Consider the following 23881-nt stretch of genomic DNA (forward strand, 5'->3'; position numbering starts at 1 on the left):
CGAAATTTCGGCAGTGAATGTACGACTTCGGGTAGATTTCTAAGATTTATCTTTGACATGATGGCCAACCTGAGGCTAAGGGGGCCGTCAACGAGATACAAACAAAGGTGAGAACCGTGGCAAGACCGGAACTCGGAACCAAGCGCCTGTGCGCGGCGTGTGGCGCTAAATACTACGATTTGAAACGTGACCCGATCATCTGTCCTAAGTGCGGCGACATGTTTGATCTGGGCATGACAGCAAAAACAGCCAAGGCTGTAAAAGCTGTTCAGAAAGAAGAAGCTAAGGAAGCATTGGTCAAAGACGATGCAGAACTGGTTTCTCTGGAAGAAGCAGACGCTGAAGCATCTGGTGAAGATATTCCTGAGCTGGAAGATGAAACGATTACTGATGATATCAGTGGTGATGACTCCGATGTTTTCCTCGACGATGAAGATGATGAAGACGCTGCCGTACCTGGCATCGTTGTGGCTCGCGACGACGACGAAGTCTAATATTTCCACAGCTTGTGAAACTGCAGGCTGTTAAGAGAGTATTCTCTTGAAATGTGGGGGCGGCCCATCTATGTTCCGCCTCCATCGGCACACAAACTTCATTGAAGTTTCAGTGCCTAAGGAAGAAATGATGGGGCCTTAGCTCAGCTGGGAGAGCGCTTCGCTGGCAGCGAAGAGGTCAGGAGTTCGATCCTCCTAGGCTCCACCAAAGACATTTTGCAAAGAACGTCTGATGTTCTGCGAAGAATGTCTGGTATTTCGCGAGAAATGCATACCTTCCTTGAAGATTGCGTAGCAGGGCAACCCAAGCCCGTTTCTAATGCTACATGGTATGGGGCCTTAGCTCAGCTGGGAGAGCGCTTCGCTGGCAGCGAAGAGGTCAGGAGTTCGATCCTCCTAGGCTCCACCAAAATCATTCTGCCAAAAATTCAGCTAAGAATATCCGGCTCTTTCAAAAAAGCTCCCAGCAATGCTTTTAGTTTATACCTGATCGTCCTCTCATCGTTTTTGGCTGACTTTACGTCGTTTTGGAACGTGTTTGACAAATCGAGCCAATCTCGCGGCAGTGACGGTTTGCGCACTATGAGAATTGAAGCTCTATCGCCATTGATACGCAAGGAAATTGCTATACATCTGCCGCAACTGGTTCTTTTGAGCAGAGGCTGTCGATGACTGCACCCGTTGTTATCCATTGGTTCCGTCAGGATCTTCGTTTGAGTGATAATCCTGCTCTGACTGCGGCCTGCGAGGCCGGCGCGGTTATTCCACTCTACATCCTGACTGACGGTGAAAAAGGTGCGCGCGAACATGGTGGAGCGACGCTGAACTGGCTGCACCATTCTTTAAAAGCTCTCAATAAAAGCTTGAACGGGCAGCTGTTGATAATGCGCGGTGACCCATCTGTCATTATCAAGAACCTTCTTCAGGAGACGGAAGGGACGGGCGTTTTCTGGAACAGATGCTACGAGCCCTGGCGCATAGAACATGATGCACAGCTGAAGTCTGATCTGGAAGAGATTGGCGTAACTGCTAAGAGCTTCAACGGTTCGCTTCTTTGGGAACCATGGCAAGTGGCAAAGCCAGATGGTGACCCATATAAAGTCTTCACTCCGTTTTATCGTAAAGGTTGTCTTCAAGCGCCAGAGCCGCGTAAGCCCTTACCTACGCCTGAACCCATGCGGTTACATCAGGTGAGTACAAATGGAGCGCTGTCTCTTGATGAACTGGGACTGATCGACAACCGTCCATGGTCAGCGCGACTGAGCAACTGTTGGGAGCATGGAGAGCAGGCGGCACAAAACAGGCTCTATTCGTTTCTCGAAAACGGCATCTCCAATTACAAGGAGGGGCGTAATTTTCCCGCTCTCACGCATACTTCACGGCTTTCGCCTCACCTGCATTTTGGAGAGATTTCGCCCAATCAAGTCTGGTGGGCGCTCAGTATGCACGAAGAGACGCATGACATTGACCATTTCCGGAGTGAGTTAGGCTGGCGTGAGTTCTCCTATTCCCTGCTGTTCCATAACCCAACGATTCCTCAAAACAATCTCAATACTAAATTCGAGCGCTTTCCTTGGGTTTCTGACGACCAACGCTTGTTGGCTTGGCAAAACGGGCAGACGGGTATCCCAATCGTAGATGCAGGTATGCGCGAGTTGTGGCAAACAGGTTATATGCATAACCGCCTGCGGATGGTCGTTGGCTCGTTCCTCGTAAAGAACCTGCTGCTGGATTGGCGCTCAGGCGAGGCTTGGTTTTGGGATTGCCTGGTGGATGCAGACCTCGCCAATAACTGTGCAAGCTGGCAATGGATTGCTGGCTGTGGAGCTGATGCAGCCCCGTACTTCCGTATCTTCAATCCCGTGCTACAGGGCGAGAAGTTTGATGGCCACGGTGATTACACCCGTCGCTTTCTCCCGGAGCTCAAAGAATTGCCGGACAAATACCTCTACAAACCCTGGGAAGCTCCTAAAGACATCTTGAAAGATGCAGGCGTTGTCCTAGGAAAAACGTATCCGTTGCCAATCGTTGACCTCAAAAAATCACGAGATGAAGCGCTACGTGCTTTTGAGGAAACAAAATAAAATTCAGATCAGAGTGATCTGCCTTCAATCCCGGTCAGTATGAGAACTTGTGCGCGGCAGGATGTCGCAGCCAAATCTAATTTAATTCCCTGATTTACATCTCTGGGGAGTGGAGGGTTCTATGCGTTTATCTATGATTTCTTTTGTAAGCTCGCTTGTTCTTGCTGGATCAGTAAGTGCTAATGCAGGAACTATTGTAGAAGTAGCTCAAGGGGCAGGGCAGTTTAACACCCTTATCGCTGCAGCTCAGGCCGCTGGTTTGGACGGCGCATTAGCGAACGGTGAAAACCTGACGGTCTTTGCTCCGACCGATGAAGCGTTTGCTGCTCTTCCGGATGGAACAGTAGAAATGTTGCTGAAGCCTGAGAACAAGGGTCAATTGATCGCGGTCCTGAGCTACCATGTCCTGCCACGAAAGCTCGCGTCCACTGACCTGCCAGGCCGGACAATTCATGTGAAGACAATCAAGGGTTCTGGAGACAAGACACTTTCCGTCTCAAAAACATCGTCAGGTGTGACAGTCGACAAAGCGAACGTAATCAGCGCCGATATTACTGCAGATAACGGAATAATCCATGTGGTCGATGCAGTATTGCTACCCTCCAACTAGTCTGGGGCAAATCTTCAGTCTGAAGAAGCTCAACTTGGGGGCGTGAAGCGTCAGTTTCGCGCCCTCAGTGCTGTCAAAAAACGCGATTAGATGACTCTATTTGATTGAAACGAATACATTTCATCTTTTCGAGCATGCAAACTTTTGCATTAGAAGTTGCATTCGGTGAGTTGCACACAGTGCGCCTGTGGATAAGTTTGAGCGCCTTTCGCATTCGAAAAACTGCGCCTTAAAGCATTAAGACAGCTCATCCGCAGAAACGTGCAAGGCGCAAAAATAGATTTTATTCGCCGTCTAGGTATTTCTCCTTTATATCAAGTGATTAGCCGACAAATCTTTGCATAATGCTCAACATTCGAAATCTTTCGTGTCGAATTTTTTCGAAACAAAACTTCCAATTTTAGACACTTCAATCATGCTGAACGGCAGAAAATATTGCATAAAAAACAGTCGCCTTGGATCGGTTTCGCTTTTCCGAAACATGACAATCTCATGATAATTATGAAAAAAAACGAAGATCCAATTGCAATTCATCGAAACTTCAAGAAACTGTCATCCTAGTGTGAAACACCTAAGTGATATCGCAGATGAGGCGTAGGGGATGGATCGTCACTGCGATGGATCAGGTGTTAACTCCGCTTCGCATGTTAGATTTTTTCAACTTTCCCAATGGGGGGCAACAAAAATGACTCTTCGTAAAGCAACTGGTGTCGCAACCTTTGCAGCACTCGCAATGTCTTCAACAGCATCTTTCGCTGCGACAGAAATCAACTGGTGGCACGCGATGGGCGGCCGTCTGGGTGAAGTTGTCAACGAAATCTCCACCAAATACAATGCGTCTCAGGACGCGTGTCAGCTGACCCCAGTCTATAAAGGTAACTACGAAGAAACCTTGACTGCTGGTATTGCGGCATTCCGTGCTGGCGAACAGCCAAACATTCTTCAGGTATTTGATGCAGGTTCCGCTACCATCATCGGTGCAAAAGGCGCAGTTGTTCCAGCTGAAGACCTTCTGAAAGACGCTGGTGTTGAATTCAACATCGAAGATTACATTGCTGGTGTTCGTTACTTCTACGCTGACGCAGCTGGCAAAATGATCGGCATGCCGTTCAACTCCTCTACCCCAATCCTCTACTACAACGTAGAAGCACTGGCGAAAGCAGGCGTTGAAGCTCCTAAGACTTGGGAAGAGTTCGAAGCGATCGCTCCTAAGCTGAAAGCAGCTGGTTATATTCCTTTGGCACAGTCACACCTGCCATGGATCTTCACCGAAAACTTCATGTCCCGCCACAACCTGCCATTCGCAACCAACAACAACGGTTACGACGGCGCGAAAGGCACTAAGATCCTCGTGAACAACGATGCGATCAAAATGCACTTCACAAAGGTTAAAGGCTGGCTCGACGCTGAGCTGTTCGGTTACTACGGCACTGGCTGGGGTGATAACCAAAAAGTATTCCAGGACGGTTCCGCTGCAATGTGGCTCGGTTCTTCAGGTTCCTTCGGTGGCCTGACAAAATCTACAGACTTCAAATTCTCCGCAACCTACCTGCCTCATTGGGCTTCTGTTAGCGAAACAGGCACCAACACCTTCATCGGTGGCGCTGCGCTCTTCGCAATGTCCGGTAAGCCAAAAGCAGAAAACGACTGTGTTGCGAACTTCTACTCCTTCCTGACTTCCGCAGAAATGCAGTACTACTGGCACCAGGAAACTGGTTATGTGCCAATCACCAACGCTGCATATGAGCTGGCAACTAAGGATGGTTATTACGACCGCGTACCTGCAGCTGAAATCGGCATCAAGCAGCTGACACTGCCAGGTGGAGACAACACCAAAGGTTACCGCATGGGCTTCTACGTTCAGGTGCGTGACGTGATGAACCGTGAATACGGTAAAATCTTCTCCGGTGACAAATCTGTAGACGATGCATTCCAGACCATCGAAGACGAAGCTAACAAGCTTCTGGCTCGCTTTGCTAAGACGTCTAACTAAGACTTAGCATTGAGACTTTCGCTAAGACCGGAGACGCTTTTAAGTGTCTCCGGTCTCAGGTTGTTTTGGAAATAGAATGTTCCCATGCGTCAAAGAGCGCAGTGAGCTTTTCTGAACAAGCGGTCAGGCTTGCTAAGCAACCGGCCACCACAACGAAAACAGCGACCAGGCCAGTCCATGAAACGAGTTCAATTCTCACATCCATTGATGCCATACATGCTGCTGCTTCCGCAGCTGGCAATTGTTGGCGTCTTTTTTCTGTGGCCAGCCGCAGAAGCAATCAGGGCGTCTTTCTATCTTGAAGACCCGTTTGGCTTCGGCTCCACCTTTGTTGGCCTAGACAACTTTAAAGATGTTGTTTCCGCGAGCGAGTACAGCAGAACTGCATGGTTCACACTGATCTTCTCAGCTGCGGTGACATTCTTTTCTCTCAGCATTGCTCTTTTGCTGGCAGTCAAAGCAGACAACGTTATCAAAGGCGCCTCCACATACCGCACTCTGCTCATGTGGGTTTATGCGATCGCCCCTCCCGTCGCAGGCCTTGTAGGCGTGATGCTGTTTGACCAGCACATTGGCCCACTCAACGATCTTGCCCACGCCCTCGGCTGGAACATGCAGATCGGTGTGAACTATTTTGATACAGCATTTGCTATGACCGTGATTGCGGTTTGGAAGCAAATTCCGATCAACTTCATCTTCTTCCTCTCTGGTCTCCAGAGTGTTCCAAAATCCGTTCAGGAAGCAGCTGCGGTTGATTGTAGATCTTCTTCACGTCGCTTCTGGACTGTGACCTTCCCACTGCTGGCTCCAACCAGCTTCTTCCTGTTGATCATCAACATCACTTACGCGCTCTTTGATACATTCGGTATTATCGATCTGGTGCTTAAGGGTGAGCCAGGCAACAACCCTGTAACGCTCGTTTATAAGGTGTTCCTTGATGGCTTCCGCGGAAACGACCTTGGTGGGTCTTCAGCACAGTCTGTGATCTTGATGATACTCGTGTTCGCTCTCACTGTGGTTCAGTTCCGCATGATCGAACGTCGCGTGCACTACAGTTAAGGAGGGATAGATGAAACGCTCACAGTTTTGGGATCACGTGATCCTCGTTCTCGGCGCCCTCTTTATGCTGGTGCCAGTAGTCTACGCACTCATGACCTCCAGTCATGATGCTGTGTCCATTTACAAAGAGGGTCTTCAGCTCTCTCCAGGCGGCCATTTCGTTGACACTTATAAGCAAGTGTTGACTGAAGCAGGCGGTTTCACCAAGTCCGTGACTGGTCTGACTATGCTGTGGAACTCTTTGGTTCTCGGCCTCGGCTTTGCCTTCGGTAAGATCATCATTTCCATGTTGGCGGCTTACGCAATCGTGTATTTCCGTTTCCCGCTTGGAACGTTCTTCTTCTGGATCATCTTCTCCACCCTGCTGCTACCTCTGGAAGTGCGCATTCTGCCTTCCTACGAGATCGTGCAGGGCCTCGGTATGGCGAACACCTATTCAGGCCTGATCATCCCATTGATTGCGTCTGCAACAGGTACCTTCTACTTCCGCCAGTTCTTTAAGTCCGTTCCGGATGAGCTGGTTGAAGCAGCGCGTATCGATGGTGCGGGGCCGTTGAAGTTCTTCATCGACATTCTTGTTCCACTCTCCAAGACCATGATTGCTGCAATCTTCATCATCATGTTCGTGTTTGGTTGGAACCAATACCTCTGGCCAACACTCATCACCACAGATGAAAGTCTCTTCACGCTGGTGCGTGGTATGAAGCAGATTCTGCAGGTGTGGATTGGTGCGCAGATCCCGGATACGAACCAGGCAATGGCACTTGCAGTACTTGCAATGCTTCCACCTGTTCTCATCGTGGTGATCTTCCAGTCTTGGTTTGTTAAAGGGCTCGTGGAAAGCGAGAAATAAAAATGGCAGGCATTCAACTTAATACCCTTCGCAAAATCTACGCAGGCAACGTAGAGGCGGTAAAAGGCATCTCCATCGACATTAAGGATGGTGAGTTCATTGTTCTCGTCGGCCCTTCCGGTTGCGGTAAGTCCACTCTGCTGCGCATGGTGGCAGGTCTGGAAACCATCACAGATGGTGAGCTGTTCATCGGGGACCGCCTGGTCAACAATGTAGAGCCCGCTGATCGTGACATCGCAATGGTGTTCCAGAACTATGCGCTCTATCCGCACATGACCGTTTACGGCAACCTCGCGTATGGCCTGAAAAACCGCAGCATCCCTAAGGATGAGATCGAAAAGCGCGTTCGCAAGGCGGCTGAAATTCTGGAGATCGGAGATTTCCTTGATCGTCGGCCACGTCAGCTTTCCGGTGGTCAGCGCCAGCGTGTTGCAATGGGTCGCGCGATTGTTCGCGAACCTGCCGCATTCCTGTTCGATGAACCTCTGTCTAACCTTGATGCAAAGCTGCGTGTGCAGATGCGCATGGAGATCAAGAAGCTTCAGAAAGAACTAGGCACCACAAGCCTGTACGTGACCCACGACCAGCTGGAAGCAATGACACTGGCAGATCGCCTGGTCGTTCTCAGCGGCGGTGTTGTAGAGCAGATCGGCTCTCCGATTGATGTCTACGAAAAGCCAGCGTCTACATTCGTTGCGACCTTCATCGGCTCTCCTGCGATGAACCTGCTGCCTCTGGCAAAGAGCGGCAATGAGTGGAAACTCGACAATGGCGCAAACGTTGACGTGAAGCTGAACACAGACCTGTCTGACCTGATCCTCGGCGTTCGTCCGGAAGATCTGGTCATTGAAGAACTGAGTGAGAAGTTCGACACCGGACTGCATACTGCACTGACTGTGCATGTTGTTGAGCCTGTGGGCGCTGAGAGCTACGTTCACGGCACCATCGGTGAAGGCAGTGTTGACGTTGTTGTTCGTGCTCCTGGTAAGCTGCACTTCGAACCAGGCCAGATCCTGAAAGTGACAGCAAAGCCAGAAAAGCTGCATACGTTTGACACCAAATCCGGCAAACGTATCGAGCTGGAAGGCGCACTCGAAACAGCTTAAACGCTGCTCAGACATAACTTTCAAAAGGCCCGGCATTTGCTGGGCCTTTTTTGTTTGGTACACATGGATGCAGTCGAAAACCTGTGCCATTTTATCGCACGTGAGCGAACTTCTCTTCTCAAAAACAAAACTTGATGTAAATACTCATATTTAGCCAGCGCACTGCGAGCCAACCAATTTCATAATGCAGGTTGACCGATGAAAGCAGCGCTGGAACAGTTCTTTGCTCAGGAAACAAATAATCCTCTCCGTTACGCGTTTCAGCGACGAGGCGCGCATATGCCCGGCTCTGCTGGTGAGGCTGTGTTGGAAGAGGAACACCAGCTTGTTTGGCAGGAAATTCAACAATCTAAACGGTCAGGCATGGCCGTCATGTATTTGCATGTCCCGTTTTGCGCCAATCACTGCCTGTTCTGCGGGTTCTACCGTAACAAATGGCATGAAGAACACTCAGCCCCATATGCTGATGCATTAATCAAGGAACTTGAGCTGGAGGCATCTTCCCAAGCTTCTCAAAGTTCACCAATCAACGCCGTTTATTTCGGTGGAGGCACTCCGACAGCCCTACATGCGAAAGACCTCGCAAGAGTGATCCGTCGTATCCGAGAACTTTATCCTCTCTCAGCCGATTGTGAGATCACAGTTGAGGGACGTATCTTCCACTTTGATGATGACAAGATTGATGCATGTCTGGATGCGGGTGCAAATCGCTTTTCAACCGGAGTTCAGTCCTTCAACACCAAAGTCCGCAAGCGGCAAGGCCGTAAGGCAAGCGGATCAGAAGCAATCCGTTTCTTTGAAGGCCTGAGAGACCGCAACCGTGCTGCAATCGTCTGTGACCTGATGTTAGGCCTGCCCTATCAAACCGAAGAGGTTTGGCGTGATGATTTACGAACTGTTGTGGATCTGGGCTTGGATGGTGTCGATCTATACACACTCGCAGTTTTTCCCAGCAGTCCTCTTTCAAAAGCAATTGAGAAGGGGGCTTGCGACCCTGCAGCATCCTTGCCGCAGCAGGGAGCCATGTACGGCGAGGGTTTAGAGTACATGCATCACCACGGTTGGAAACAGATTTCTTCCAGTCATTGGGGCCGACAGACCCGAGAGCGCAATCTTTACAACACATTGATCAAGTCCGGCGCAGACTGCCTAGCCTTCGGTTCCGGGGCAGGTGGCAACATCAACGGATATTCCTACGGCATCCATGGAGGAATCGTGGACTACATGCGGTGTCTGGAGGAGGGGGAGAAGCCATTGTCGCGTTTGCACAGAACCGATCCTTTGTCTTCTCCCCTCAATTTCCTAGCTGCTGGAATTGAAGAAATGCGCCTCGACCTCGGGCATCTGGAGCGCACAGAAGTCAGCGCCCGTGGTTTTCGCAAATCCATAGACCCATTGTTGAGTAACTGGCAGTGCTCTGGCCTGATCGCGGGTGAGGAGATTATCTCCCTCACCACTGCAGGGCGCTTCTGGCATCAAACCCTTCTCACCTATCTCAAGGCTGCCTTTAAGTTGCACTCCGCAAGCTTGCAGCCAGAAACCAAAACCTATCAGGAAGAGGCAGCATGAACGCACAAATCACAGAGTTGAAAGAGAAACTTGCAGAAAACCCCGCAGGCATTCTGGAGAGCATTGCCAAGGAGCACGGCCTCTCAATGGCTGACACAATCCGCTGCTTGCCAGAAGAAATGTGGCGTGAACATTCAGGCGAACGATTTGACGAAGTGATCAAAGCCATCCCTGCTTGGGGCAATGTTACGAGCATTGCAAATACCGGAGATATGATCTTTGAAGTGAAAGGCCCGTTTCCGGAAGGTAGCTATGCACGCGGCTTCTATAACCTCAAGCAGACAGAAGGCGGCTTCTCCGGCCACATCAAGGCAGATGCGTGCCATTCCATCATCTTCTTGAAGCGCCCATTTTTCTCCAAGTTGGCTGTGTCCATCAATTTCCTGAATGCAGATGGCAACAGCTACCTGAAAATCTTCCTTGGCCGTGATGAGGAAGGCCAGATCAAGCAAGATCAGCTTGAAAAATTTGATGAACTCGCGAGCTGGTGAGGCTGTGAGACATCAAAAGTCACAGGCCACCGTTTTCGCTCGCGGTGACCTGTGAAAAGCAGAAGTCGGGGCACTGCCCCGGCTTTTCTGTTTGTACGACGAGGATCAAGCAAACATTGCAATAACAAGGTAGCTGGCCATCCCGTAAAGACTGAGCAAGCTCAGGCTCATAAACAGGCCTCGTAGGCCGGTTTGGGCTGACAGATAACTGTAAGTGTAACCAAGCCGGGCAACGGCAAACCCAACCACCCAAACTTGCACCATAAGAGCCACGGGTGAAACGACAGCCACAACAGTTCCTAACAGCACAAAGTAGATCATGTTCTCGGTGGTGTTGCGGTGAGCATTGTGACGACGTTCCAACGCATCACGTGCATCCTGAGCAATGGAAGACGGACGCCCACCTTTCTGCTCCCACTCTTCCGGTGTTGTCGCTAAGTCATACTTAGAGCGCGTCAGCTCTGTGACAGTCATCAGCCAGGTGTGATTGCCAAGAAGTAGAACCGCAGCAATGATCAAGGCGTCGATTGCTTCTGGAGAGGGAAGGGCGATGACGAGTGGTTTAATGCCGAAGGCGAACAGATTAATGAGCAGGCTGATAGCAATCAGTACGAATGGGTAGGCCTTCACCATCAAAGCAGCTCGTGAATTATCTACCTCAGCAATATCCATTCCTTTTACTCCTCATTGAAGCAAGCCTCTCCAAAGGCAAACGCTACGATTTCTTAAGGGGAAGGTAAACCTGTCATTCCCGACATGGCAGCAGAGGAAGGAAGCTGAATGATCCAACAGACTATAAGCTCAAAGCTGCACTGTTGAAATTCCTGCGGGATTATCACCTACGCTTGTCTTAGGGCCTGAGAATACCGTTGCGATCCGGGAGAATTAATTGAGTATCATTAAGTTAACTTGAAACCTTCGCCGCTAACCGCCATATTCCAGAGGAAAGACCGAGGGCGAGATGCCCTCACACCGGATGCCTAATGAGGGTCTGGAGCTGGGTCGCTTGAAGAAGGACTTGGATTATGACGCGAGTATCTGCGTTTTCGAGCCCATTTATGTTGGGGTTCGATGATATTGAGCGCGTATTGGATAGGGTGAGCAAGGCAGCCAATGATGGCTACCCGCCCTACAATATTGAACGCCTCGCTGCCACCGAAGAAAAAGGTGAAGTCATCCGCATCACGCTTGCGGTTGCTGGCTTCACACGCGATCAACTAGATGTTTCTGTTGAGGAAAGCCAACTGGTAATCCGTGGTCGCCAACAAGAAGACAAAACTCGCCAATACCTACACAGGGGTATAGCTGCACGACAGTTCCAACGCGCATTTGTGTTGGCCGAAGGCATTGAGATTTTAGGGGCAGACCTGCGAGATGGTCTGTTGTCTATTGATCTTGCTCGTCCTGAGCCAGAGCGTATCGTTCGCCGGATTGAAATCTCGGCGGGGGACTGAATTTAAGGAGCAATCCTTTCTTCGCGCTGATCTGAATATTGAAGCGTATCTCCGGAAAACGGAAACCCGGTTTTCGGGAAAGGATGCGCCCGACAATAAAGACTTAGAGTTTGAAGCGTGAACATACGCGGCCTGCTCTAACAACTCTCAAGGAGAAGGCGATGACACGCGCCCCTTCTGTGCTGGCCGACGACCCGTACGAAAATTTTGAAGAACTCGGAGCTGGTGAAGTCGCCTATGTTAGGCGCGTTTCTCCAAATGATCTGAAGAAGATGTTCCCTGATGCAGAGCTGCAGGATGCAGACCTCCCTGCATGGGCTCTTTTGGCGGCTGACGGAACTCCGCTGGTTCTGACGGACACACGCAACGCAGCAATTGCAAACGCAATTGAGAACGATCTGGAAGCTCTGAGCGTCCATTAAACCAATTCATGGGAACTCCAAGAGCGAGTGAAAGAGAAGATTAACATTTCAAAGCACAGAAATGTTCTTCGAACCCAGTGAATTAGGCAAAGAAAAGCCTGGATTGGAATGCGTCCGATCCAGGCTTTTTTATTTTTGAGCTGACGTGCCTCAGGCCGCGTTAGGCGAAGCCTGTGGGTGGGTCAGAATAGAATAGATTGCAGCAGCGTCTGTTGTTGCGCGCAGCTTGCTAGCAACATCAGAATCCCTCAAAAGTCGAGCAACACGTGCCAGAGCTTTCAAGTGGTCCGCTCCAGCGCCTTCTGGCGCGAGTAAAACAAAGATCAGATCAACAGGCTGGTCATCCAAGCTGTCGAACTCGATCGGTTTGTCCAGTCGCGCAAACAGGCCGTGTAACCCGTCAAGGTCCACGATTTTTCCATGCGGAATTGCAATGCCGTTTCCGACACCTGTAGAGCCGAGACGTTCGCGTTGCAGCAGCGTATCAAAGATATCGCGCTCAGTTTCTCCGCAAATCTCAGAGGCCCGTTCTGCAAGTTCCTGCAGGGCTTGTTTCTTGCTGTTTGCCTTGAGGTTGGCAATGACAGCCTCAGGACGAAGAAGTTCGTTCAGATCCATTCCTTGATCCGTGTCCATGCAAAATACAAAGCCGGTAAAAACCGGCTTTGTACAGGGTCGCGATGACCATGATTATCAGTTAGGAGCAGCCCCGTTAGCGAGATTTGGATCAATCCAGCCAACGTTTCCATCGTGACGACGGAATACGACATTTACCTCACCATTACCAGCGTTGCGGAACACTACAACGGGAGCTTCACTTAAATCTAGCTCCATAACTGCCATTCCGACAGTCAGTGTTTTCACTTTCGCTTCAGTTTCTGCAACCACAAGTGGGCTGTAGTCGGCGGGTACCTCTTCTTCCTGCTCAGGATCAGCAAGAACATACGATGTTGCGCCGTATGTTTCCCACTCTGCAGGGAGGCCATTTGTGTGGTGGTCGTTTAACTTTCTGTTGTAGCGCCTTAGCCTTTTCTCAATGCGTTCGGCTGCTTTGTCGAAACTTTGTCGCGGATCCTGACTATCACCCGAAACCTGAAGCACAACTCCCGTGCTGAGGTGGACTGTGCAGTCGGATCGGAAGCCTGAGCCTTCGCGAGCGATTGTCACATGACCCGTGTATGCTCCTGGGAAATATTTATCCAGTGCATCGGAAATCCGGTCTTCAACGTGTGTCCTGGTTGCGTCACCAATGTCCACGTTCCTCCCCGAAATTCTAATTGTCATGGGAACCTCTTATGTTGTGTCGACTTATTCGCTGACAGGTTCTTCAGCCAAAGAGCAAAGAACCCTTCAACACATGTAGTTTGGACCAGCTAAGTTTAAAGTGCTACTGTTTTCGAGTTCTTAGAAAAATCTATGAGAACAGAAAAACATCCTATAGAGGTTATTAACTGATCGGGACCCTATTATGTCTCTTTGAAACCATGAGAAATATCAGTGGGTTAGGTCAGGCTTTTCTTTTCTCTCCGACGCTGAACTGAGCTCGGAATCTTTAATGCTTCCCGATACTTAGCTACGGTTCGTCGCGCTATATCCACACCGTCGTCTTTTAAAATTTTCACAAGAGCGTCATCTGAAAGAATCTTCTTCGGATCTTCGGCATCAATAAGTTGCTTAACTCGATAGCGTACTGATTCCGCTGAGTGCGATTCACCGCCCTCAGAAGAGGCAATTGCGGCAGAAAAAAAGTATTTCAGCTCGAAAATACCACGTGGCGTAGCGATGTATTTGTTGGATGTGACGCGGCTGACGGTGGATTCATGCATGCCAATGGCGTCTGCCACAACGCGCAGATTCATTGGCCGAAGGTGCTGTACACCATAAGTAAGAAAACCGTCTTGTTGACGAACAATCTCAGAGGACACCTTCAGAATTGTCCGCGCCCGCTGATCAAGGCTTTTGAGCAGCCAGTTTGCGGTCTGCAGGCTATCGGTGAAGTACGCCAGTTCCTTATCGTTTCTAGAGCCCTGAGAGATCTCGGAGTAGTAACTCTGGCTCACCAGAACCTTAGGCAGGCTCTCTGTGTTGAGCTCAACGGTCCAGCCTCCATCTGAAGCAGGCCGAACAAACGCATCTGGCACAATCGGTTGGGTAATTTCGGTATTGAAAGCAGCGCCAGGCTTCGGATTGAGCTCTTTGATCTCAAGGATCATGTCCTTGAGGTCTTCATCATCCACTTTGCAAATACGTTTGAGCTTTACGAGGTCATGCAAAGCCAGTAACTCAATGTTTTCGACCAGTGCCTGCATGGCAGGGTCGTAGCGGTCTTTCTCTTTGAGTTGCAGTTTTAAGCACTCAGACAAATCACGCGCAAACACACCAACCGGATCAAGCGCCTGCAAAGCAAGAATAACCCGCTCCAGATCTCGCTCTGAAACCCCGAGGCGCTCAGACATCTCAGCACCGTCAATGCGCAGATATCCATTTTCATCAATGCAATCGATGAGTTGATGAGCGACCAGAACATCGGCAGGGTTTGTTAGCACAAAGCCGAGCTGTTCCTGAAGATGCTCACTTAGGGAGATTTCTGCGGCAACAAACGCTTCAAGATTATAGTCAGAGGCTCCTGAGGAAGTGCTGTGGCTCGGTGCCTGCCAGTTATCCGCCTTCTGCTGAACCGGATCAACGGCCTGGTGCTCGCCATTGTCATCAGGGAAGACGTTAGAGAGTTCAGAATCCAAATTGCTCGATATTGCTTCCGGAGTTGTTTCCAGCTCGTTATTGAGCCAATCCCCCTCCTGCATCTCTGCAGGGCTACTGTCAGCTTCTGGAGTACTTTCTGAATTGGAGGACTCTCCAGCGCCATCCGGGCTGTCATCTTGCTCTAGAAAGGGATTACTTTCCAACTCACTATTAACGTGCGCAATCAGGTCCACATTCGACAGCTGCAACAGCTTGATCGCCTGCATCAGTTGCGGCGTCATGACAAGCTGTTGGCTTTGTCTGAATTCTAATTTTGGACCGATTGCCATAGAGTTGTTTCGTCCTCCAAGTGCTGCAAGCTAGCCTGCAACACTCTTCTACGCAATTCGGCATAGGTTGGAAATCAAAGAGTGAACTGTTCCCCGAGATACAAACGTCTTACATCCGGATCTGCAACGATCTGATGCGGCTTGCCTTCTGTCAGAACTTCACCTGCCGCGATAATATATGCGCGGTCAATCAGCCCAAGCGTTTCACGAACGTTGTGGTCTGTAATCAGCACGCCGATGCCACGTTGGGTCAGGTGGCGTACGAGTTGCTGAATGTCGCCCACCGCGATCGGGTCAATACCTGCAAACGGCTCATCAAGCAGCATAAAGGACGGGCGAGTTGCCAAAGCCCGCGCAATCTCCACACGGCGGCGCTCACCGCCACTGAGTGCGATACTTGGCGATTTACGCAGGTGCGTGACACCAAATTCGGTCAGAAGCGAGTCGAGATCTTCTTCACGGCGCTTCTTATTTGGCTCCACCACTTCCAAAACAGCACGAATGTTGTCTTCAACAGAAAGACCGCGGAAAATCGAGGCTTCCTGAGGCAGATAACCAACTCCCAGACGCGCACGGCGATACATTGGCAATTGTGTCATGTCGAAGTTATCGAGGCGAATTGAACCATGATCCGGACGAATAAGACCGGTGATCATATAAAAGCAGGTTGTCTTACCAGCTCCGTTTGGACCCAGCAGTCCCACAGCTTCGCCACGGCGTACATTCAAGCTGACATGTTTGACAACCTGACGACGTCCGTAACTCTTGCCGATGCCATCAACTTCGAGCACCGCCTCCGAAGGGGCGGCGTACTTGATGCCTTCTGGCTGGTGCGTTGGGGTCTGAGGATCAATTGGGTGTGCACTCAAGAGCGTGGCCTATTTTGCTTTAGTTCTTATTTTCAAGGCTATTCGGCTGCAAAAGCATCCGAACACGACCAGTGTTACCGCCAGTTTCGCTGGAATCCAGATTTGCTTTGCCTGTTTCCAGATTGATCACTAGGCGCTTGCCAACAATTACGTTTGGTCCCTGGCTGAGAACAACGCGCTTGCCGGTCATCACTACAACCTGTTTGTCCATGTCAAAGCTGGCATCGTCACCAGTTGCGACCTGATCCTTAGAGGAAATCAGAACTTTCCCCTTTGCTTCAAGACGGGAAATGGACTGCTGGACGGCCTGGCCATCCGCTGTGCCATTGGCCATGGAGCCAGCATAAAACACGATCAAGCGCTGGGTTTCCAGCTTGGTTTCACCTTGGGTAACAACAACATTTCCACTGAAGATAGCGCTTTTGTCTTTGTCACGAACCTGAAGGTTAGTCGCTTCAATCTCAATAGGTTCTTTATTGTTAGAACCAAATCCGGCAAATGAATCGGAGAACGTTTGTGCGTGGGCCATTCCAGCCAGCCCGAATGTCATAAGACAAGATAGAGAGAATATTCTCATCCGGTTAATCATTGACCGTTCTCCAGTGCCCAGGGCAGAAGCTTCATCTTGACACCCCGGCGAAAATTCAAAACATTGTTTTTCTGATCAAATTCCATAGATCCAGCATCGATATAGCCACCATCAGACGTGACATCAACTGTATCGTTGGTCTGGATTGTACCTGTCTTCATATCGATATCGAGATACTCAAATTCTGCGGAATAACCTTTGCTGTACGCAACCGTAGTCCCATTAGTGAGATTCAGGGTTTCCATCTCTGTATCGAACGTCCCGTTTCGAGAGGTGATACTAACAGTTTCCCCGGGAGCTATTGTGATTTCGGCCACAATATTCTCCAAATCAATCACTTGCGGGTTTGTGATGCGCTGAATAGCCCGATCCGCCTGAACGTTGTATGAACGGTCACCATCATTTCCCGATAGATGTGGGTTGGACATGACCAGTCCTTCAGTTGTCAGGCTGATATCTCCGATGCTCAGGCCAGCAAGAATGTTCTGGAAAACGATCATGCCAATCACACCAGCGGCAATCAGTAATCCGCCAGCAGGAAGAGCAAATCGTAGAATGCGAACGAGAATGGAATGTCGACGCGCAGATTTGCGCGCTTTTTCAAGCCGTGTTTGCGCTTCACTCGCAAACTCTTTGGGCATGTTTTCCATTGTTGTCATTCATAGTCCTGGAACATTCTGGACGCGATACAGACGGGGATCGCTGTCCGGTTGCCATTTTCCGGTCTCTCGTACAGTGAGTAACCAGTATCTTACAGGCACAAGCCGCTTCCGTTGATACGCAAATTTTCGGGTAAAAACCCAAAAGGAAGCAGTAAGTACACACTAGCTGCCTAAATGGTGGGGCTTCAACAAATTACAAATGCTGAAGCCCATTAAACCGCAAATACTGGTAGAAAACTCGAGTTTCGCTTAAGAATGTGCGAAAATATCGTTCTCAGGCCATCCTGCAAGGTCAAGCTGCGCGCGTGTTGGCAGAAACTCGAAGCACTTCTGTGCAATTTCGGTACGCTCTTCACGTTCCAGCATAAATTCAAGGCGTTCTTTAAGCTTATGAAGGTGCAGAACATCTGATGCAGCGTAGGCCAGCTGTGCATCTGTCAGTTTTTCAGCTGCCCAATCAGAGCTCTGCTGCTGTTTGGAAAGGTCAACACCAATCAACTCGCGGCAGAGATCTTTCAGCCCGTGGCGGTCCGTGTAGGTACGCACGAGCTTGGAAGCGATTTTTGTGCACCAAACCGGAGAAACGGAAATGTCCAGATACTCTTTCAATATGGCAATATCAAAGCGGGCAAAGTGAAAAATCTTTGGCTTGCTCTCATCTTCAAACAGCGCTTGTAAATTAGGAGCAACCAGCTGGCCGCGCTCAATCTGCACCACGTCAGCAGAGCCGTCGCCAGAAGAAAGCTGCACAACGCACAACCGATCCCGGTGTGGGTTCAGACCTAGTGTCTCGGAGTCTACTGCAACAGCGTCAGCTGAAGCATAGTTGGAAAGGTCTGGAAGATCGTTCTTGTGATATCTGATTGTCATTTTTGCTCTCAAAGAATAAGCGCGATTTGGTACATGAGACGTGTTTTGTCTCTTCTACACCAAACGGTCAAGTTACTCTGTAATTTTTAGGGAGAGCTTTATGAAGAAAAGATGGTGCCCAGAAGAGGACTCGAACCTCCACGCCCTTGCGGGCACTAGCACCTGAAGCTAGCGCGTCTACCAATTCCGCCATCTGGGCATATCATCTTTTTCTTTCAGAGGGTTGCTGCTTGGCAGCGCCGCTCTGTGAGGCTGGGTTCTAGTGATCTGGGTTAAGATTGTCAATCACACATTTGCAAAGAGTTTTAAATTCTCCACAGTGTGCCTTCACATCCCAAAACCTTGAGCGTATTAACATACCATGAATTATAGCTTTTTTGAGGGTTATGCGCGCTAATACGCGTACCTGCAAAATTTTGGCAAAGGTGGATGAAAATGGCGCAAGCGCTTAACGGGAAACTTATAACCGTTTTTGGCGGGTCAGGATTTATTGGTCGTCACGTCATCAGGATATTAGCAGAGCGTGGATACAGCGTCCGCGCCGCTGTGCGTCATCCTGATCTTGCAGAGCATTTGCAGCCGCTGGGGGCTGTGGGGCAGATCATGCCTGTTGCTGCGAGTGTGCGAAACAAAAAATCTGTCGAGCGCGCTGTAGAAGGTGCCTGCGCAGTCATCAACCTTGTGGGCATTCTCTATGAGAGCGGTGCTCAGAAGTTTGACAGTGTTCAGGCAAAAGGCCCGGCAACGGTGGCTGAGGTCTGTAAAGAGCAAGGCATTGAGAAGCTGGTGCACGTTTCTGCAATTGGAGCAGATGAAAACAGCCCGGCTGTTTATGCAAGAACAAAAGCTGCAGGCGAAAAGGCTGTTCTCGATGCAATGCCAGATGCTGTTATCTTCCGTCCGTCCATCGTATTCGGTCCAGAAGATGATTTCTTCAACCGCTTCGGCAGCATGGCGCAGCTCTTCCCGGTATTGCCTCTGATCGGCGGCGGTCATACTAAGTTCCAGCCTGTTTACGTGGGTGATGTCGCGCTCGCTATTGCAAATGCCATCGAAAGCAAGGCTGAAGCTGGCAAGATTTACGAGCTGGGCGGACCTCAGGTTGCGACCTTCAAAGAATGCTTGCAGCTGCTGATGCAGGTCATACATCGCAAACGCATGCTGGTTACTTTGCCGTTCCTGATCGCCCGTATTCAGGCAAAATTCATGCAGATGCTGCCAAAGCCAATGTTGACAGTTGATCAGGTTAATCTGCTGAAGAGCGATAATGTGGTGAGCAAGGAAGCACAGTCGGAAAAGCGCACGTTTGAGGGACTCGGCATCGAGCCGCATTCCATGGAAGCAATTCTGCCGACGTATCTTGATAAGTTCCGCCCGCATGGACAGTACGACGCGAAAAGACCCTCGAAGTCATAGTAATCAAGTATATGCCAAGACACAAAGCCCCGCTTCCAGCGGGGTTTTTTAATGCCTGAGACGACTGTGAAGTGCTCAGTAGAAACCTCAATGGAGTGGCTTATTCAATTTTAATCTAAGCTCACGGATGCTGCATAAGCATATGTTCACCACCAGTTCTAAAAGCCATCCCACCTTCATCAGACTAGCGCATATTGTTCGATAATACGTAGTTTCCTTAGCAGTAGAGCCTTCAAAACTGGAATGAAACCATGCCGCTGACCGACTTGACCCCAGAAGAGCATCAATGGACAGAGGATATGTTTAAACTCCTGCGTATCGATGCAGGTGGTGCAGAAGGCGCAGAGGCAGGCGAAGCATCAGCTGAAGCTGCCTTGCCTGCAGACTTTTCTCAGCTAGAGCATTCTATTTCTGAACTGAACGCCAAAAGTGATATTCTGAGAAATTACAAGGCATTGAGCTCATCTTTCAAAAAATGTGATAAAGCAACTCAATCGGCTCTCAAAGCGGCTCTGGCTGCGATTCATGACAAGAATGAGAAAGCTGTTATCTCTTCCATCTCTTTCTTGCAAAAGTGCGTTTCGGAGCACTCAGAACTGATCAATGTTGCAGAAAGAACGCTCTCTGAACTATCAGATGAAGTTGGCGGTCTGCGAGAAGAATACAATGAGCATGCAAACCGTAAGGCCGAGTTTGTGAAGCGTGCTTATTTCAGTAAGGCCAATGCCAAAAAGCTTAGCAAGTTCACATCAGCTTGTGAGGATGTAAACAAGGAGCTCTCCCGCGCAGAAACATGCGTTCAGGCCCGCAACATTGATGATGTCAACAAGGCGTTGAAGTCAGGCAACAAAGCCCTTCAAAAGCTCCGTAAAGAGATGGACTGGCTGGATTCAGCGGAAGCAAGCAAGCCTGAAAGCAAACGTATGGGTGATGAAAAGCTTCAGGGTAGCATCACTGCTGACTATGACAAAAAGAAAGAAAGCTGGCGCCCGCAGGTTTGCTACAACGCGGCAATGAAAGTTGGTGTCATAGAGGGCAACCTACCAGAGTTTTTGCGATCGAGTCTGATGGGGGAAAACAAGGTAAATGGCTACCCGGAGGGTTATTCTGAGTTGATGGGGGTATCCACCGAGACAGTCGAAAAAGAGTTCGACCACACCAAGGTGAAAGAGTCCGGTGTTCTCAATTTTGTTGATGATAAAACGGGCCACATCTCTCATACCGCCTATCTTCAAAAGACAGACAAAGGATCCGTCGAGCTTTATCACACCAACTGTCAAACACTGGACATGGCCCTGCTGCGTAAAGATCAGGACATTCCAAAATCTGGACTGGTTACTCATTACGAGCTCAGCGATCCCGACACCCAGAACAGGTTTCAGGAATGGTTGAACAATGGGTACAGCTTCAAACATACCCCGGCTTCTGACCTGAAATAAAAAAGCGCCGCATGTTTGCGACGCTTTGAAGATGATTTGTAGATGCGGTTAGCTCTGAGTGAGGATGAGCCCCAACAGTCCAAGCCCGCCTACAATGATGCGCCACCAGCCGAACAGCGCGAAGCCGTGCCTGGAGACATAATCCAGCAAGCTGCGCACAACGAAGAAACCGGCAATGAAGGAAGAGACGAGCCCGATGATAATCAGGGTCCAGTCATCCTGCCCCAAGGCGTCCTTGTTCTTCAGAAAATCGAAAACAAACGCACCAACCATGGTCGGCATAGCGAGGAAGAATGAGAATTCCGCCGCAGACCGCTTGTCCGTGCCCATCAGCAAGGATGCGACAATCGTTGCGCCACTACGAGATACACCGGGGATCATTGCCATACACTGTGCAAAGCCAATTTTGATGTAAAGCGAAAGCGGATAGTCTTCCACGTTGGTATAGCGTGCTTGCAAAGGCATTTTATCAACCAGCAGCATGATGATGCCACCGAAAATCAGCGTCACACAGACCAGAGCGGGAGTTTCAAACAAAACCGCTTTGATGAAATCGTAGGCCAGTGCGCCAATCGCTGCAGCAGGCAGAAAAGCAAGCAGAACGCCTAGTGTGAAATGCCGAGCTTTTGCACTTGTTGGCAGTGCAACTGCAATTCTTGTGAGCCGTGTGAAATAGACGGTCAGGATAGCTGTAATAGCTCCAAGCTGGATCATCACCTCAAAGGCGCGACCTTCACTTTTAAACCCGATAAAATGCCCGATCAGCAGCAGATGCCCTGTGGAGGAAACTGGGATGAATTCAGTCAGGCCTTCAATGATGCCGAGCAGCAATGCGCCGACGATACTTTCAGTTGTCATTAAACGATGGTCTCCACGAATTTTCCCCAGATGTCATTGGTGAGGTTGTCCCCGTGTTTTCGTATGGTTTACCGTCTCAAGACTCTTTTGAGACAAATTACGTTTCTATAGCAACCTTTTGGTTACAGGTTTGCTCATAAATCAGAACAATGCTCAAGCTCTATCATCATCCTTTCTCTCCTGAATCGCGCTTCGCACGCTTAGCGCTCGGAGAATATGGAATTCCGTTTGAATGTCAGACGGAGTACCCTTGGGCACGTCGTCACGACTTCCTCATGATGAACCCAGCAGGAATGCTTCCCGTTCTGAAGGAAAATGATGGCCCTGCTGTGTGCGGACCCATGGTTATCATGGAATACTTGGACGAAACTCGCGGCTATGCGATTCCTAACAGCCGCCTGTTGCCGGATCACCCTGAAGCACGTGCAGAAACGCGTCGTCTCGTCTCTTGGTTTTTGCAAAAATTCCTCGGTGAGGTTATTGGCTACATCGTGCAAGAACGCATTTACAAACAGGAGATGCCGGATAGCCAGGGTGGCGGACAGCCAGACTCAAGCATTCTTCGGATTGCACGGGTCAATATGCTGAACCACTTGCGCTACATCGGATACCTTGCTGCGACACGTAAGTGGCTGGCTGGTGATCGGCTCACATTTGCTGATCTGGCCGCAGCAAGTCTTCTCTCCTGTGCAGACTATCTTGGTGAAGTTCCATGGTCCGAGGACGAAAATGTGAAGAGCTGGTACGCGCGGATGAAATCTCGCCCGAGCTTCCGCCCAATTTTGGCGGACAAAATGCTCGGCATGCCAGCGGCAAAGACCTACGCGGATCTGGACTTTTAAAGCCTCATTCAGACACTCAGTTGACGGAGAAACAAGCTGCACGCGTCAAGGCGGACCTGATCAAACGCGCACGTGCAGTCGGGTTCGATGACATCCGTATCACCACAGCGGATGCAATCCCACTTGCGCCAGAGCGTCTGCATCACTTCATCGAGCAGGGTTATCACGCCACAATGGAATGGATGCCGGAAACCGAAGTCCGGCGTTCAAGCCCGTTAGAGCTATGGCCGGAAGCCCGCTCTGTTGTCATGCTAGCGATGAATTATGGGCCAGACATCGACCCGATGGAAATGCGCGACAAGCCAGATAAAGCGCACATTTCGGTCTATGCCCGCAATCGCGATTATCACGACATCGTCAAAGGCAAAATGAAAGAGCTGGCCAGCCTGTTGGTTTCCAAAGGTGGTGGGGATGTAAAGGTGTTTGTGGACACGGCCCCGGTAATGGAAAAACCTCTGGCTCATTCCGCTGGGCTCGGCTGGCAAGGCAAGCACTCAAACCTCGTGTCCAGAGAGCTTGGCTCCTGGTTCTTCCTCGGGGCGATTTTCTCAACATTGGACTTGCCACTGGATGAACCGGAAGTCGACCATTGTGGCAACTGCAAACGTTGCCTCACAGTTTGCCCGACGAAGGCTTTCCCAGCGCCGTATCAAGTAGATGCTAACCGCTGCATTTCCTACCTGACCATCGAGCACCACGGCCCAATTCCGCTGGAATTCCGCAAACCAATTGGCAACCGCATCTATGGTTGTGATGACTGTCTTTCCGTTTGCCCATGGAACAAGTTTGCGCAGTCCGCCAGCGAAGCCAAATTACAAGCCCGCGAAGACCTTATGGAACCGGCTCTTGCAGAGCTGCTGCAAATGGACGATCCAACCTTCCGCAAGTTCTTCTCTGGTTCTCCGGTCAAGCGCATTGGCCGCAACCGTTTCATCCGCAACTGCCTCATCGCAGCAGGCAACAGCGCAGAAGAGAAGCTCATCCCCAATGTACTGAACCACCTGCGAGACGAAGACGAAACCGTCCGCGCCTCCGCAGTCTGGGCCCTAGCCCAACTTGTCTCCACCACCGATTTCGAGAAGCACAAGCGGGCATTGTTGGTAGGTGAAACAAGCGGCGTAGTCAAAGCTGAATGGGAACAGGGCACCTCTTCTTGAGGCGCCTTATCA

The 23881-nt window shown here is 50.1% G+C and carries 24 protein-coding genes and 3 tRNA genes; 17 read left to right on the top strand and 10 right to left on the bottom strand.

Annotated features, from left to right (window positions below):
* Positions 1-116: 116 nt before the first annotated feature.
* The 11 genes from PsAD37_RS03175 (at position 117) to hutX (ending at position 10259) form a co-directional block, all read left to right on the top strand.
* Complete coding sequence (locus tag PsAD37_RS03175) at positions 117-494, top strand: TIGR02300 family protein (protein WP_063286512.1); 378 nt, start codon at positions 117-119, stop codon at positions 492-494.
* A gap of 132 nt (positions 495-626) precedes the next feature.
* Positions 627-702 (top strand) — tRNA-Ala (locus PsAD37_RS03180).
* A gap of 125 nt (positions 703-827) precedes the next feature.
* Positions 828-903, top strand: a tRNA-Ala gene (locus tag PsAD37_RS03185).
* A 259-nt stretch (positions 904-1162) separates the two neighbouring features.
* Positions 1163-2578, top strand: a complete 1416-nt coding sequence (locus tag PsAD37_RS03190) for a deoxyribodipyrimidine photo-lyase (RefSeq protein ID WP_063294893.1) — start codon at positions 1163-1165, stop codon at positions 2576-2578.
* Between the two features lie 121 nt (positions 2579-2699).
* The gene (locus PsAD37_RS03195) at positions 2700-3188 is read left to right on the top strand and encodes a fasciclin domain-containing protein (RefSeq protein WP_063294894.1); all 489 of its coding nucleotides are present in this window, start codon (positions 2700-2702) and stop codon (positions 3186-3188) included.
* A gap of 685 nt (positions 3189-3873) precedes the next feature.
* Positions 3874-5181, top strand: a complete 1308-nt coding sequence (locus tag PsAD37_RS03205) for an extracellular solute-binding protein (protein ID WP_063294895.1) — start codon at positions 3874-3876, stop codon at positions 5179-5181.
* A 177-nt stretch (positions 5182-5358) separates the two neighbouring features.
* On the top strand, positions 5359-6240 hold the full coding sequence (locus PsAD37_RS03210; RefSeq protein WP_057462725.1) for an ABC transporter permease subunit: 882 nt from the start codon (positions 5359-5361) through the stop codon (positions 6238-6240).
* Between the two features lie 10 nt (positions 6241-6250).
* Positions 6251-7093 (top strand): sn-glycerol-3-phosphate ABC transporter permease UgpE, encoded by an 843-nt coding sequence (gene ugpE, locus PsAD37_RS03215; RefSeq protein ID WP_063294896.1) that lies wholly within the window; start codon positions 6251-6253, stop codon positions 7091-7093.
* A 2-nt stretch (positions 7094-7095) separates the two neighbouring features.
* On the top strand, positions 7096-8199 hold the full coding sequence (locus PsAD37_RS03220) for a sn-glycerol-3-phosphate import ATP-binding protein UgpC (protein ID WP_063294897.1): 1104 nt from the start codon (positions 7096-7098) through the stop codon (positions 8197-8199).
* Between the two features lie 198 nt (positions 8200-8397).
* Complete coding sequence (hutW, locus tag PsAD37_RS03225) at positions 8398-9768, top strand: heme anaerobic degradation radical SAM methyltransferase ChuW/HutW (RefSeq protein WP_063294898.1); 1371 nt, start codon at positions 8398-8400, stop codon at positions 9766-9768.
* Positions 9765-10259, top strand: a complete 495-nt coding sequence (hutX, locus tag PsAD37_RS03230) for a heme utilization cystosolic carrier protein HutX (RefSeq protein ID WP_063294899.1) — start codon at positions 9765-9767, stop codon at positions 10257-10259. Before hutW ends, hutX begins: the two co-directional genes overlap by 4 nt.
* A 105-nt stretch (positions 10260-10364) precedes the next feature.
* On the opposite strand, the gene PsAD37_RS03235 is transcribed toward hutX, so the two are convergent.
* Positions 10365-10931 (bottom strand): MAPEG family protein, encoded by a 567-nt coding sequence (locus PsAD37_RS03235; RefSeq protein WP_063294900.1) that lies wholly within the window; start codon positions 10929-10931, stop codon positions 10365-10367.
* Positions 10932-11284: 353 nt separating this feature from the next.
* On the opposite strand from PsAD37_RS03235, the gene PsAD37_RS03240 reads away from it, so the two are divergent.
* Positions 11285-11713 (top strand): Hsp20 family protein, encoded by a 429-nt coding sequence (locus tag PsAD37_RS03240; RefSeq protein ID WP_063294901.1) that lies wholly within the window; start codon positions 11285-11287, stop codon positions 11711-11713.
* Positions 11714-11874: 161 nt separating this feature from the next.
* The gene (locus tag PsAD37_RS03245; RefSeq protein ID WP_008548441.1) at positions 11875-12135 is read left to right on the top strand and encodes a DUF1150 domain-containing protein; all 261 of its coding nucleotides are present in this window, start codon (positions 11875-11877) and stop codon (positions 12133-12135) included.
* Positions 12136-12285: 150 nt separating this feature from the next.
* Here PsAD37_RS03245 and ptsN read toward each other — a convergent pair whose 3' ends face one another.
* From ptsN to PsAD37_RS03285, 8 genes are all read right to left on the bottom strand, one after another.
* Positions 12286-12753: a PTS IIA-like nitrogen regulatory protein PtsN gene (ptsN, locus tag PsAD37_RS03250; protein ID WP_057462732.1), complete on the bottom strand. Its 468-nt coding sequence runs from the start codon at positions 12751-12753 to the stop codon at positions 12286-12288.
* A gap of 75 nt (positions 12754-12828) precedes the next feature.
* On the bottom strand, positions 12829-13419 hold the full coding sequence (gene hpf, locus PsAD37_RS03255) for a ribosome hibernation-promoting factor, HPF/YfiA family (protein WP_082596743.1): 591 nt from the start codon (positions 13417-13419) through the stop codon (positions 12829-12831).
* Between the two features lie 218 nt (positions 13420-13637).
* Positions 13638-15167, bottom strand: a complete 1530-nt coding sequence (rpoN, locus tag PsAD37_RS03260) for an RNA polymerase factor sigma-54 (protein WP_063294902.1) — start codon at positions 15165-15167, stop codon at positions 13638-13640.
* Between the two features lie 74 nt (positions 15168-15241).
* Entirely contained in the window at positions 15242-15985 is a 744-nt protein-coding gene (gene lptB, locus PsAD37_RS03265) for an LPS export ABC transporter ATP-binding protein (RefSeq protein WP_244272472.1), read from the bottom strand.
* A gap of 70 nt (positions 15986-16055) precedes the next feature.
* A complete protein-coding gene (gene lptA, locus PsAD37_RS03270; RefSeq protein ID WP_208860021.1) occupies positions 16056-16565 on the bottom strand; it encodes a lipopolysaccharide transport periplasmic protein LptA in 510 nt (169 codons plus the stop codon).
* 56 nt (positions 16566-16621) lie between these two features.
* Positions 16622-17284: an LPS export ABC transporter periplasmic protein LptC gene (gene lptC, locus PsAD37_RS03275; protein ID WP_208989304.1), complete on the bottom strand. Its 663-nt coding sequence runs from the start codon at positions 17282-17284 to the stop codon at positions 16622-16624.
* Positions 17285-17536: 252 nt separating this feature from the next.
* Positions 17537-18157, bottom strand: a complete 621-nt coding sequence (locus PsAD37_RS03280; protein WP_063294905.1) for a ribonuclease D — start codon at positions 18155-18157, stop codon at positions 17537-17539.
* A gap of 112 nt (positions 18158-18269) precedes the next feature.
* Positions 18270-18356: transfer RNA gene (locus tag PsAD37_RS03285), tRNA-Leu, on the bottom strand.
* Positions 18357-18586: 230 nt separating this feature from the next.
* Here PsAD37_RS03285 and PsAD37_RS03290 point away from each other — a divergent pair.
* Both PsAD37_RS03290 and PsAD37_RS03295 read left to right on the top strand, forming a co-directional pair.
* Positions 18587-19573: a complex I NDUFA9 subunit family protein gene (locus PsAD37_RS03290; RefSeq protein WP_082826888.1), complete on the top strand. Its 987-nt coding sequence runs from the start codon at positions 18587-18589 to the stop codon at positions 19571-19573.
* Between the two features lie 251 nt (positions 19574-19824).
* Positions 19825-21012 carry a hypothetical protein gene (locus tag PsAD37_RS03295; protein ID WP_063294906.1) on the top strand — a complete coding sequence of 396 codons (1188 nt, stop codon included), beginning with the start codon at positions 19825-19827 and terminating at the stop codon, positions 21010-21012.
* Positions 21013-21060: 48 nt separating this feature from the next.
* Here the strand turns inward: PsAD37_RS03295 and PsAD37_RS03300 are convergent, their stop codons facing one another.
* The gene (locus PsAD37_RS03300) at positions 21061-21870 is read right to left on the bottom strand and encodes an undecaprenyl-diphosphate phosphatase (protein ID WP_063294907.1); all 810 of its coding nucleotides are present in this window, start codon (positions 21868-21870) and stop codon (positions 21061-21063) included.
* A 149-nt stretch (positions 21871-22019) separates the two neighbouring features.
* Between PsAD37_RS03300 and PsAD37_RS03305 the strand changes: the two genes are divergently transcribed.
* Together PsAD37_RS03305 and queG are read left to right on the top strand one after the other, a co-directional pair.
* Complete coding sequence (locus tag PsAD37_RS03305; RefSeq protein ID WP_063294908.1) at positions 22020-22712, top strand: glutathione S-transferase family protein; 693 nt, start codon at positions 22020-22022, stop codon at positions 22710-22712.
* A gap of 20 nt (positions 22713-22732) precedes the next feature.
* A complete protein-coding gene (queG, locus tag PsAD37_RS03310; RefSeq protein WP_063294909.1) occupies positions 22733-23869 on the top strand; it encodes a tRNA epoxyqueuosine(34) reductase QueG in 1137 nt (378 codons plus the stop codon).
* Positions 23870-23881 lie beyond the last annotated feature (12 nt).

Source organism: Pseudovibrio sp. Ad37 (assembly GCF_001623075.1).
Taxonomy (GTDB): Bacteria; Pseudomonadota; Alphaproteobacteria; order Rhizobiales; family Stappiaceae; genus Pseudovibrio.